The organism is Nostocoides jenkinsii Ben 74, assembly GCF_001046875.1.
Classification (GTDB): domain Bacteria; phylum Actinomycetota; class Actinomycetes; order Actinomycetales; family Dermatophilaceae; genus Nostocoides_A; species Nostocoides_A jenkinsii.
Map to the genome: position 1 here is coordinate 1,054,992 of NZ_HF571038.1, position 12,776 is coordinate 1,067,767.

Genomic DNA, 12,776 nt, shown 5'->3' on the forward strand with positions numbered 1-12,776 from the left:
GGGCCATGCCGTCAGCGGCGCGGCGGCCGCCCCGTCGAGGGCATAAATCTCCACCGGCTGGCCGCGCGTGCCAGTGTCGTCGAGCGTCGCCGCGCCAAACCCGGCCACGAGCCGAACACCGGGGGTCGCGCGCAGGGCCGAGCGCGCGACATACGCCGGTGGTCCGCCGGTGAGTTCGGTGTCGAGGTCGCTGCGCAGGATGACAAAACGGACTCCGGTAGACAGCAACGCCTCCCGGGCACCGTCGAGATCGCGGCCGGTTTGCAGGCGCCGCTCAAGTTCGTCGAGGAAGCGGATGGTCCCGGCGGGGGTGAGCGGGACGGCGTCGCGCACAGCATACGACCCGGTGGTGAGGGAGCGCAGCGGCTCGTCGATGGTGCGCCCCCAGGTGTATTCCCCGAAGCTCGCGGACGGAACGAGCACGGCGCCGCCCTCGCGCTGGTGCGCGCTGAGCCACGCCCCGGCCTGGGCCCAATAGGCCGGCATCCCCGTGAAGGTACCCCGCGTCGTTAACGACCCACTCATGGCCGGGCCGGCCACGATCAGGCAGGACACCGCCACGACGAGAGCGGCGCCGACCCTGGTCCGCACGCGCCGCAGCGGCAGCCACGCGCCGAGCCGAACTAGCCCGATCACGAGGGGCAGCCGGATGAGCGGGTCGGCCTTGTGGACATTGCGCAGCGGCGCCAACGGACCGTCGAGCAGCCGAACGGCGGTGCCCTGCAGCGGCGAGGCGAGGGGCCCGGCGTGCGGCACGGCCAAGACGACGACCCCGAGGAGCAGCGACAGGAGCAGGAAGCGGCGATGCGCGCCGGGGACGGCCAGACCGGCCAGGCCGAGCGCTCCGATCAGCGTCGAGGCCACGACGATGATCGGGGTGCTGGCGATCGTCCAGCCGGCCGGCCACCACGGGCCACCGAGGACCACGACGTGCCCGAGCCAATGCGTGGTGCCTTTGATCAGGTCGAGCAGACCGACCGGCTTGGCGACGACCGCCGCATTCTCGATCCAGTTGAGGAAGGGCGGCGAGAATCTCCCGAGCAGGAGGAGCGGGATCAGCCACCACGCGGCGGCCGCCGCCGTCAGGCCGGCCCACCACCAGGTCAGCGCCGCCCGCCACCACCGGTGTCGCGTGACAAGCCAGATCCCCGCCGGAACGGCCGCCAGGATCGTCGCCGTCGCGTTGACCCCGCCGCACAACAGGACCCCGAGCGCCGAGAGCGCCGCCGCCCGGCGAGAGCCCAGCCGACCCGCGCTCGCGGCGACGAGCGGCCACAGGATCAGCGGCGCGAGCAGTTGGGTCTGCGCCTCGGGAGAGATCGCGCCCATCGTGGAGAGAACCCGGGGTGCCAGGGTGTAGGCGAGGGCCCCAAGGTGACACCACACCAAGGGCGTATGGCCGTCCGCCCGCCCGAGGCGCAGCTGGCGCAGCAACGCTGTGCTCGCGAGGTAGCCCACGACCAGGAGCGAGGTCCACCAGAGGCGTTGCACGATCCACACCGGCAGAACCTCGCTGCCGAGGGCGAAGAAGGGGCCCATCGGGAAGAGGTAGCCGTAGCCCTGGTTCTGCAGCATCCCCCAGGTGACCTGCGGATCCCACAGGTGCAGCGCCCGGCGCATGAGCCCCCAGGCGTCGACATAGAGGTCGTTCTTGGTGTCCTCGCCGATCCGCCCCGCCGGCGTCGACCACGCGACCGTGGTGACGACGAGCAGGCCGGCGAGCGTGGCCAGGCGGCGGCTCAGCGCCGGCGCAGCAGCATCGTCAGATTCCACGTCGCCACTTCACGAGCGCCCGGGACGCTCAGGACGCCCGCGGCCCAATCCGGGTGGTAGCGCGGGAAGGCGTCGACCAGCCAGGCGTCGGGCTGATTTTGCGCCCAGCGCAGTCCGCCCGCCACGGAGGTCGCAAACATATTGTCGCCGTAGCGATTCTTCGGCGGCCGACCACGCCGACGGGCATACCGCCGCGCGGCGTAGTCGCCGCCGAACCAATGCCACGGACTCGTCTCGTGTCCGCCCCACGGGCTCGCCCAGGAGGTGTAGGCGAGGAAGATCAGGCCACCCGGGCGGGCGATCCGCACGAGCTCGTCGCCGAGCACCCCCGGCGTGCGGACGTGCTCGGCCACATTGCTGGACATCACGATGTCGGCGCAGCCGTCGGGCAGCGGCAGTCGCTCCCCCAGCCCCTGGATGCCGCGCTGCGGCAACTCAGTCAAGATGCGGTGGTCCCGGTCGACCGGGAGGTATCGGGCGCCCGCCTTCTGGAACTCCTCGGCGAACTGATGCTCCCCCGCACCGACGTCGACGACCAGCCGCCCCTGGATCGGTTCGTGCGCGCCGACGAGGGCGATGGTGTCGCGGGCGAGGCTGCGATAGAAGACTTCGGGATTACTCTGCTCCTGCAGGAACGCACGGAACATTCGGGTAGAGCGGGTTACCGTGCGGTATCTTTCGCTCTGCCCAGGTTGCACGCGGACATGCTACGCGCCGGGCACAACCCCCCAATCCACGATCGAGGTTCCTCCGTTGTCCCGCCACCTACGCGTCCTCTTCCTGAGCTGGCGCGACCAGCATCACCCGGAGGCCGGCGGCGCCGAGAAGTACCTCGTTGAGGTCGCCGAGGGACTCGCGCGGCGAGGGCACCAGGTCACCGTGCGCACCGCGGCATACCCGGGGGCAATTCGTGACGAGGTTGTGCACGGCGTCGCCTATAGCCGACGCGGCGGGCGGTTCGGGGTGTTCCCGCGGGCCCTGGCGTCGCGGCTCGTGGGCCGCCTGCGCGCCGATGTCGTGGTCGACATCCAAAATGGTGTGCCCTTCCTGTCGCCGCTGGCGGGCGGGCGCGTCATCAACCTCGTGCACCACGTCCACCGCGAGCAGTGGCCCGTCGTCGTCGGCAAGAAGGCCGCCGGCATCGGCTGGTGGCTCGAATCCGAGGTCGCGCCTCGCGTTTATCGCAGGGTGCCCTATGTGGTCGTCTCCCCCTCGACCGGGCGGGAGCTCGCGGGTCTCGGCGTGGACGCCGACCGGATGTCCGTGATCTACAACGGCACGGACGTTGTCAAGGACGAGCACATCGAGCGCTCGGCGACGCCGCAGATCATCGTGCTCGGCCGGCTCGTCCCGCACAAGCGCGTGGAACTCGCCATCGATGCGCTCGCGTTGCTCGCCCCAGCACATCCCGACCTGAGCATGCTCGTTGTCGGCTCGGGCTGGTGGGGGCATCGCCTGGAGGAGTATGCCGAGTCCGCCGGCGTCCGCGATCGGATCACCTTCACCGACCACGTCTCCGAGGCCGAGAAGCATCGGCTGCTGGCGCAGGCGTGGGTCCAAGCGCTGCCGTCCTTGAAGGAGGGCTGGGGTTTGGTCGTGGTAGAGGCGGGTGTGCACGGCACCCCGACCGTCGGGTTCTATGAGGCGGGCGGTGTCCAGGACTCGATTCGCGACGGCGAGACCGGGTTGTTGTGCGAAGAGGGCGCCCCGGCACTCGCCGTCGCGCTGGGCCGGATCATCGACGACGCCGAACTGCGCGAGAAGCTGTCCCGCCAGGTGCAGGAGTGGGTCGCCCAGTTCCGCTGGGATCAGACTGTGGACGTGTGGGAGCGACTGTTGATCGGTGCCGACGAGGGCGCGGCGGCCGAGGACGTGGACGGCTCATCACCCGAGCCGGAGTTCGGGCACAACAAAACGCACGGCCCGTGATCGGGGCCGTGCGTTGCGTCGATCACGACGCGATGCGGTTCAGTTGCTGTCGTACTGAGTCAGGTTGGCCGGCTTGCCGTTGGCGTCGGGCGTGATGGCACCGACACCGCCGATGACGCCGAACAGGGCCAACAGGACGCCCGCGAGGAACGAACCACCCAACGCCTTGGCGGAGGACGACGAAGAATTCATGACCGAAGGGTAGCAAAGGATTACCTGGGGTAAGAACGGCGCGGCGGGCGCCGAATGTCACCTGGCTCGACGGACCACCCGGACGAGCACCCAGCCGAGCACGAGCATCCACGCCGCCGAGGTCACGATCCACCCCACTCGGACAGGCCCGGATGCCGGCTGCGTCGCGATGGCTGGTGCTGGCCCGAGGTCGTATGCCCGTGCCGACTCGCCCTGGGCGATCACCCGGGCCCCAGCCGGGATAGTGGCCTGGCTGCCGACCGCGTCCGTGCCCGCGTCGGCCTCGATCAGGACATAACGCACCCCCTGAGCGCGCAGCGCGGCGACCGGGTCGACTCCCTCCGCGATGGCGGCGCTAACCGCCGCGGCCCGGGCGTCCTCGCCCGCGATCGTGCCGCCGCGCAGCGGGAGGGCGTCGTTCTGGAGGACGGGTTGATCGACCATCCGCGGGGCCAGGGACAGCGCCAAGCGCTCGCCATTCCAGGGGTAGCGTCGGTACTGATTCCACGGCAACACCCCGACGAGCCCCGGCGGGGCGTCGCTCAGCACGGTCGCGGTGGCGCGCAGGTCAACCGGGACAGCGTGCGCCCGCAGCGTCCCGCCGAGACCCCACCCGATCCCGGGAAGTATGGCGAGCGGCGCCAGCGCCAGCGCCACGGCCCCGACCGCGGCGGGGCCGCCTCGCGGGCGACGGAACAACGCCTCGACGACAAGGCCGAGACCTACGGCCAGCAGGACGATCCAGGCGGCGAGCAGCTTCTGGGCGTCGCGTAGCAGCCCTCCCCCGGGCAGCGCCCCGACGATGGCCGACCACGCCCGATCGAGTCCGGGGGCGGCACTGATGACGACGAGGACGAGCATCATGCCGGCGGCCGTCAGCACGGCGCGAGCCGGGCGATGGCGCCAGGCGGCCACCGTGGCGAGCACGGCCAGCGCGGTTGCGGCGGCCGCGGGCAATAGCGCCGCCCGCGCATCCGGGTGGGTGGCCGCATTCCACATCCCCCCGCCGCTGACTAATGACAGAGCGGCCCCGAAAGGGGTATCGGACGCGGGTCGGAACGCCTCGGCACCGGCCGGATCGGCGGGGGCGGCGGCGATCAGGGCGGGCACTGCCCATACGGCTGCCACGCCGACCCCTGTCCCGAGGGCGGCCGCGATGGGGCGGAGGGACGCGGCATACGGTCGGGTGAGGAGGAGGGCGAGCAGGACCGGGGGCAGGACCATCACCAGGGTGTTGGCGCCGCCCACCCCGGCGAGCGCGATGCACGCGGCGACCGGGAGGGTCGGCTGCGGTCCGAGAGCCGCGCGCAGGGCGAAGCCGACGATCGCCAGGCCCAGCAGGACGGTCCACTGACCGACGGCGAGGCGTTCGGCGACGAACGGATTCCACATCCCGGCGACCGCGACCGCGCTGGTGGCCAGCGGGCTTATCCCCGGGCGAAGGCGGCGGGCGAGCGTCACCGGGCCGAGTCCGCACCCGAGCACGATCAGGAGCAGAGTCAATTTCTGTGCGGCGGAGGCGCCGATGAGGAGGCCGAGCAGGACGCCGGCGGCGTCACTGGGCACCGCGCGGGGTGCGACCATCCCGGTCCCCGTGACGAACGGGGTGAAGCGAGGATCGGGTGACCACCCGAGATCGACGGCCAGCAGCAGTCCGGGGCCGAGCGCGGGCCCGAGCAGCAGCAGTGCCGCCGCGAGGGCGGTGGCGAGCGGCGCGGCATACGGTCGACACCGCGCCAGCGCCGCGCCGGTCACTCCCGGCTCACGCGGCGCGGCGATTGGTGAGGTTGACCGAGGCGGCCCCCGCGGCATACGCGACCGCCTCGCACGCGCGCAGGCCCACGAGGGCGGCGCCGTGGACGGGGTCGCCCGCCAGGATCGGCAGGCCCTTGACCATTGCCTGCAGGGTCGCCGCGCCCTGCTTGGAGATGGCACCCGGCTGGGCTCGGTTGTAGGCCGGCAGCGACTTGCCGTAGTAGTAGCGCTTGCGCATGATGTCGGCGAAGGTCATCCGACCCTCGTCGTGCAGGATGTAGGTCTCGATGTGGCCCATCGGCACGCCTTGGTCGAGCATGCGCATCCGCAACTCGGCGTCCTCCTGGCCGGCGACGTCGGCGACGAAACCGCCGTTCTCGACGAACCACGACCGCTTGATCAGCCGGGGAGCCTCGATCATCTCGACCCCGACATAACACTTGCGTTCCAGCGCCCGGCAGGCCGTCCAGAAGCCGTCGCCGACGGTGACTTCGGGAATGAAGACCCCGGTGAGGTCGCGAGCGAGGGCGTAGTCCATCGCATCCTCGATCACCCGCGGCGTCAGCACCATGTCCGCGTCGATCCACAGGATGTAGTCGCCGGTGGCGAGGTCGATGGCGAGATTGCGCTGCGCGCTGCGCTCGGGGCCCGCTTGGACGGCGGTATCGGCATACTGCTGCGCCACCTCGAACGTCGAGTCGGTCGAGAAATTGTCGACGACGACGAGTTCGACGTTGCCCCAGGATTGGGCGGCGATGGAGCGCAGGCAGCGTTCCATGGTCCGCTCGACATTCTTGGTCGGGACGATGACCGAAACCTTCGGCTGGTGGGCAGCAGGTAAGTCAGACACGGTCTTTCCTTGAGGGGGGATCGGGCTCTCGACGGGCACCATTACCAGCGAGTATGCCATCTCCCCTAGGATGCGGGCTGCTCGCAGGGAAGGGACACGCTCGGATGCCGTCGACGTCGCGCTGGGCGCTGCCCCATCGGCCGGCCCTTGATGGTGTGCGCGCCTTGGCCGTCATCGGCGTGCTGCTTTATCACGGCGGCGTGTCGTGGTTGCCCGGCGGCTTCCTCGGTGTCGACGTGTTCTTCGTACTCTCCGGATTCCTGATCACCTCGCTATTGCTGGCCGAGCACGAGGCCACCGGCCGGGTCGGTTTCGCCCGGTTCTGGTTTCACCGAGCGCGGCGCCTGCTGCCGGCGCTCTTCGCCGTGCTCGTCTTCGTCTGCCTGTATGCCGTGCTGCTCGCCCCCGCCGTGGTCCGGGCGCGGTTGCGCGGCGACCTGGTCGCCTCGCTGTTCTATGCGGCCAACTGGCGCTTCGTGATCGAGCGGATCTCCTACTTCGAGCAGTACGCGTCCCCGACGCCGCTGCTGCACATGTGGAGCCTGGCGATCGAGGAGCAGTTCTATGTGATCTGGCCGCTGCTCTTGGTGGTGCTTTTGCGCTTCGGGTGGCGCGGCCGGCGCCTGGCCGTGTTGTTCGGCGCGCTCGCCGTGGCCTCGGCCGGGCTGATGGCCGCGCTCTATCGCCCCGGGATCGATCCGAGCCGGATCTACTACGGCACCGATACCCGTCTCCAAGCCTTGCTCGTCGGGGCCGTCGGAGCGGTGGTGTTTACCCGGCGCGGCTGGTGGCGCGGCCCGGGCTCGGGAGGCACAGTCTCGGGCGGCGCGCACTCGGGCTCCACCGGCACTGGCGGCACGTGGTTGGGCCCCCTCGGATGGCTCGGGCTCGCCGGCATCGGGCTCGTGTATGCCGTGGCCCACGACTCCTCTACCTGGATGTATCGCGGTGGCTTCCTCCTCACGGCGCTCGCCTCGCTCGCCTTGGTCCTGGGCGCGGCCAGCCCGAGCACGAGCCCGCTCACCCGGGTGCTCACGACGCGACCTCTGGTCACGGTCGGGCTCGCGTCATACGGCATCTATTTGTGGCACTGGCCGGTGTATGTCGTGCTGACCCCCGCGCAGACAGGGGCGACAGGCTGGCCGCTGCTGGCGATGCGCCTTGCGGTGACCGGGTTGCTGGCGACGCTGTCCTATCGGGTCATCGAGACGCCGATTCGGCGCTGGTCGCCGACCGGGCCGCGTGCTCCGTGGACGGGCGAAGTCATCGCGCGCCTCGGGGCGGTCACCGCCGTGGTTCTGACCGGGATCGTGTTGGCGACGGGCGCGCCGAGCACGGCCGCGGGGCCGATCGCCAGCCCACCCCCGGCCCAGCCAAGCGGGGCGACCGCCGACGCCACCCCGATCAAGGTGTATCTGCTGGGTGACTCGGTCGCGTTCTATCTGCACTCGAAGTACCCGCCCGACCCGTCGCTGCACGTCACGGTCGCGGGCAACACCCTGCTCGGCTGCAACTTCCTCGGCGGCAACCTGGTGATCGACGGCGAGGTCGTCCCGCAGCCCGACAGTTGCCCCACGTGGTCGGCCGCCTGGCACGCCGGCCTGGAGCAGGCGAAGCCGGACGTCGCGGTGATGATGGTCGGCAATGGCGAGTTGTTCGACCACGTGCTGGACGGCACCGACCTCACCTTCGGCACCCCGGAGTATGCCGCGGTCATCACCCAGTGGCTGACCGCCACCACCGCGGACCTCGGGAAGGTCGCTCCCACGGTCGCGATCACAAACCTCCCGTGTTACGGCAAGCCGGAGAGCGGCTTCGACAAGACGGCACCGATCATCAACGACGTGGGCCGCCAGGAGTGGCTCAACAAGGTCATCACCGACTTCGTCGCCGCACATCCCGATGTGCACCTGCTGAATCTGCGGAGCGAAGTCTGCCCGACCGGGGCGTATGCCGCGACCTACCAGGGCGCCCCGCTCTACGAAGACGGCGTCCACTGGACCGCCGACGGTGCAGCCCGGGTGTGGGTGTGGCTCGCGGCGCAGACCCGAGCGATCCGGGGTTAGGGGTTCCGGGCTAGGGGTTCTGGGCTACGGGTTCCGGGGTACGGGTTCTGGGCTAGGGGTTCGGGGCTAGGGACGCGATTCGTCGGCCGTGCGCCGGCGGTGGTCGAGGATCACGCCGACCGCGAGCAGCCAGATCGCCAGGCCGGCGGTTTGCTGGGCCACCCAGTTGGCGCCGATGTGCTCATCGAGCAGGGCGCTGTGCCGGCTTGGACCGGCATACCAGGCCAGGGGGATGAGGCCGGACAGAACGCAGGCCACCGTGAGCGCGAGGCTCGGGAACGGCCGCCACCGGATCGTCACGGACGGACCCTTGGGAAGGCCGACGGTGCCAATCACGACGAGCGCGGCCACGAGCCCGGGCAGGGGACCAACCGTCGCCGCGACCGCGAGGCCGACCCCCAGGGTCCAGGCAAGCACACCGACCCAGCCCCGAGCCGGCGCGTCACTCGGGGCGGCCGCTTCCTCGACCGCCAGCTCCGGCAGCTCAGCTGCCGCGGGCACGCCGTCGCGGCGGCGCCACCGCGCCAACCGTGGCCAGGTGAGCGCGATCAGCGCGAGGACGAGCGAACTCAGGCTGATCCCCCACGCCCACGCGGTGGCGCGGGCCGGCCCGAACCGGGCGATCACCACGTCACCGGCGCGCCCGTCGATCCGCCACCCGGAGGCGTAGCCATCGACGGCGACGGGCACCCCCAGGTCGGCGCCATTCAAGGTCGCCCGCCACTGGGTGTTGCGCCCCTGCCCGGAGCTGAAATAGCAAGGCGCACAATCGCTGTCGAGACGGGCGACCACGCTCGTCGGGCCGGTGTGCTCAATTCGGACGGACGGCGTCGGCGGCAGGGCGGTGCGCGGGCTACGGCCGTGCCACTGCATCTCGTCCACCGCGAACGCCGACACGGACCGGAGTGCGTGCCCGCCCGCGGATAGCTCCTGCGGGTCCCCGTCACACGAGGTGAACGCCACCGCGCCCCCGCTCAACAGGTTGTCCCAGGAGCCCAGTAGCCGGGCCGACCACGGTTGTCCGTCGATTGTCGCGATGGGCACGCAGCGCTCCCCCGGCCCCGACCAGGTCATCCGCGGCAACCCGCCGACGTTGAGGATGCGCACCGGACCGTCGCCCATCCGCCCGGTCAACAGGATCCGCACGCGCGTGGCATCCGGGACCACGGCTGGGAACTGGATCGTCGAGTGGCCGGGCGACAGCGCGACCTCGACCGGGGTTCCGTCGTTGACCGACACCAGGGCGGACGTCGCGATCGCTCCCTCGGTGTTCTGGTCGATCGTGAGCCGGCCCAAGCGCTGTTTTGGGAAGTCCAGGCGCAAGGACTCACCGGCGACGGGGTCTGCTGGAATCCAGCCGGTGGCGAGGTCCCCGCCGTCGGTGGAGCCGTCCAACACCATTGAGCCCCTCAGCACGGGCTTGCCGAAGGCCCGCGAGCTGGCTCGCGCCTGCACCGCGGACGACGCGCCTAGCAGAAGGTCGATATCCCGATCCATCGCCCCGCTCGCGAGACGCACCGTCCCGGTCAGGTCGTATGGCCGTGTGTCCGGCACCTGAACGTCCCGCTCGAGCCGGGGTTCCTCCTCGGTGAGCCCCGACGGATCACCGCCGCGGCGGCGCAGCAGCACGTCGATCGGGGTCTGCCCCAGCACGGCTGGGTCGAGCCGGGAGAGCCGCTCCGGCAGGCCCTGCGGCAGACGGGCCACCTTGCGCACGCTGACGCCCGGGATGCTGATCTCGCCGATGCCGACCCATCCTTGCCCGTCCCCGGCCGTCTCGGTGACCTCGATCGTGATCGAGCGCAGCGGGGCCCCGCCGAGGTCAACAGTCGTCGCGAACGACTGCCACGCCGACACCTTCGCCTCGCGGACCACGGGGCCGCCGGGACCGGCGCCCGTGATCCGGACGGCGGCAACGCGCACGCCCCCGTTGTCGCGAGTCCGCAGGGTGATCACACCGATCGGTATCGGGTCGGGCAAGGTCACCGTGAGCGCATTGCCGACACCAGCACCGAAATTGCCGAAGAACCACTGGGTGCTCGGGTCGCCGTCGAACGCCAGGTAGGGGTCGCCCGTGGCGAACGGGCCGAACAACTGCCCCGGACCCGAGGTGGTGATGGTGGCGTTGCCGTCCGCCCGGGCGACCGTCTGGTCGACCTCGGTGTAGAGCGCGCGGGTCGCTCCCTCCCCCTCCGTCGGGCCGAGCAGCCAGCCCGTCCGCGTCGGATCGTCGCTCCACTGGCGGCGGCCGTTGCTGTCGCTGAGAATCACGTGCGCGCCATCGCGCACGGCCTGCTCCGTTTGCTCCGGCGTTTGACTGCCCGCGAGGACCATGGTCGGCCAGCCGGTGAGCAGCCGGGCCGCGACCAATTGCGGCAGGACACTGCCGGATCCGTCGATGAGCAGCGCTCCCTTCGCCGGCAGAAGCGTGCGCTGCACACCGGCCGCCTGGACGGGCCGGACATTGACCGCGCCGATGCCCTCGCCATGCGGCGGGCCGAATGCCGCGGCCGGCAACAGCCCGGGATCGGCCGCGAGTTGTGCCTCGACGGTCTTGTCGGCTCCCGGCGCCAGCGCGGTGTCGTACCGCGAGACGACCACCCCGACCTGGATCAGCCGCGCCAGCGCCGAGGTCGTCCCCGGCGGCAGGATGCCGAGATAGGCCCGCCGGTCCACCTCGGCGAGCAGGTCGGCGGCCTCCGGCGAACTCGACGGGGTCGTCGTTCGGAAGACATTGGGTTGCCGGAAGAGGGAGTTGCCGAGTTCGTCCGGACCCGCATACCCCCAGTCGTATGCCGCGAGCTTGATCCCTGGGGTGAGCAAGACGCGGCCGGGTGCCGAGGTCGCGCCGAGGTCGTTGACATCCTGGGCGGCGTCCTGCCAATAGCCGGGGAGGTCCATGGTCACCGGGAAGAGGCCACCGGTCCAAGCGGGCGCGGTCCCGGCCATCACCAGGGCGGCAGCGCCGCCGACGGCCAGGACGCGCTGCCAGCTCTCGCGCAGGCGCGGGGCGAGGATGGCCACGGCGAGGCCGACCAGGACAGCAACGCCGATCTCGAGAACGGCGCCCGCCTTGTTCAAGGTTCGGAACGCCCCGGCCCCGGGGACGCCTTCCAATGCCCGGACGACTGCATCTCCCCAGGCCGAGCGATCGGCATACGGGAACGGCGCGGCCATCACCAGGGCGCCGGTCAACACCGAGGCGGCCGCAAACACCCGCGCCGGTGACCGGCTGAGCCGCGCCCCGAGCGCGGCCAGAACCGGACCACCGAAGGTGAGGACCACGACCACGGCGCTGCTGAGGAACGCCAGTTGTCGCGGCAGGAAGGGACCGCCGGGGCCCGCTCCATACAGGCTCCACATGCCCAGCCCGCGAAGCACCTCGGCAAAGGAGGAGCCGATATTGATCGAGTCGAGGCGCTCGGTGCTCGCGACGACGCTCGAGCCGCGGGCGAGACCAGCAATTGACGGGACAAGCCAATAGAGCGACAGCGCGAGGTAGGCCGCGCCGCTTTGAATCAGGACTACCACGAGTCGACCGAGCGAGCGCGGCTGCGTGACCCCGACGTGGACCGCGACGGGGATCACGATGACGAGTTGGAGCAAGGTCACGACGCCGGCATTCAGTCCGCTCGTCGCGGCCAGCGCGAGCGCCGCCAGCACGCTCCATCGCCACGACCGCAGGCGCACGGCCCGCAACACGCCGAGGACGAAGGCCGGGAGCAGTGCGTACGGCAGCAAGGTGGGGGTCGTCCCACCACCGACGATGACATAGGGATTGGCCGCGAAGGCGACGGCGGCGGCCACGCGCCCGGGCGCTGTATCCGCGGCGGTCCCGTGAGTCAGTTCGCGATAGAGGGCGCGGGCGGCCCAGCCGGCGATTAGGAGGAGGGCGATGCGCCATACGCGTTGAATGAGCCAGGCAGGCAGACCGAGCGCCTTCGCGGCGGCGAAGATCGCGGCCACCGGAGCCACCCCGACGTTGAAGCTCGGCGAGCCGAGCTCGGGGGAGGCGAGCCACGGCCGGGCAAAATCCTTGGCCGACTGCCACGGGTTGAGGAAGAACTCGGGCTTGGTGTCCGGGGTCAGCACGCCCCAGTTGTTGGTCAGGACGATCACGGCCAGCAACAGGGCCAAACCGGCCAGGACCGCGGCCTCGGGGGAGGGCCTCAGGCGTGACATGGCCTCGGCCCCCTCCGTCGCCGGGATAC

Annotated in this window: 8 protein-coding genes; 2 read left to right on the plus strand and 6 right to left on the minus strand. The window is 71.0% G+C overall.

What is annotated here, in order from left to right:
• Positions 1-1,773 (minus strand): alpha-(1->3)-arabinofuranosyltransferase domain-containing protein (locus BN13_RS04965; protein ID WP_048544918.1); only part of this gene is annotated, 1,773 nt, incomplete at its 3' end.
• Positions 1,740-2,420, minus strand: a complete 681-nt coding sequence (locus BN13_RS04970; protein WP_048544920.1) for a class I SAM-dependent methyltransferase — start codon at positions 2,418-2,420, stop codon at positions 1,740-1,742. The genes BN13_RS04965 and BN13_RS04970, both read right to left, overlap by 34 nt.
• Positions 2,421-2,526: 106 nt before the next feature.
• On the opposite strand from BN13_RS04970, the gene BN13_RS04975 reads away from it, so the two are divergent.
• Entirely contained in the window at positions 2,527-3,702 is a 1,176-nt protein-coding gene (locus BN13_RS04975; RefSeq protein ID WP_053079723.1) for a glycosyltransferase family 4 protein, read from the plus strand.
• A gap of 39 nt (positions 3,703-3,741) precedes the next feature.
• On the opposite strand, the gene BN13_RS19155 is transcribed toward BN13_RS04975, so the two are convergent.
• From BN13_RS19155 to BN13_RS04985, 3 genes are read right to left on the minus strand one after another with little or no spacing between them, the layout of a single operon-like run.
• Entirely contained in the window at positions 3,742-3,894 is a 153-nt protein-coding gene (locus BN13_RS19155) for a hypothetical protein (protein WP_157038444.1), read from the minus strand.
• Positions 3,895-3,951: 57 nt separating this feature from the next.
• Positions 3,952-5,706 carry a hypothetical protein gene (locus BN13_RS04980; protein ID WP_157038445.1) on the minus strand — a complete coding sequence of 585 codons (1,755 nt, stop codon included), beginning with the start codon at positions 5,704-5,706 and terminating at the stop codon, positions 3,952-3,954.
• Positions 5,657-6,499, minus strand: coding sequence for a glycosyltransferase family 2 protein (locus tag BN13_RS04985; protein ID WP_048544923.1), 843 nt, complete (start codon positions 6,497-6,499; stop codon positions 5,657-5,659). Before BN13_RS04985 ends, BN13_RS04980 begins: the two co-directional genes overlap by 50 nt.
• Positions 6,500-6,603: 104 nt before the next feature.
• Here BN13_RS04985 and BN13_RS04990 point away from each other — a divergent pair, with 104 nt between their 5' ends.
• On the plus strand, positions 6,604-8,565 hold the full coding sequence (locus BN13_RS04990; protein WP_048544927.1) for an acyltransferase family protein: 1,962 nt from the start codon (positions 6,604-6,606) through the stop codon (positions 8,563-8,565).
• A gap of 66 nt (positions 8,566-8,631) precedes the next feature.
• Here the strand turns inward: BN13_RS04990 and BN13_RS04995 are convergent, their stop codons facing one another.
• Positions 8,632-12,747, minus strand: a complete 4,116-nt coding sequence (locus tag BN13_RS04995) for an alpha-(1->3)-arabinofuranosyltransferase domain-containing protein (RefSeq protein ID WP_048544929.1) — start codon at positions 12,745-12,747, stop codon at positions 8,632-8,634.
• Positions 12,748-12,776: the final 29 nt, after the last annotated feature.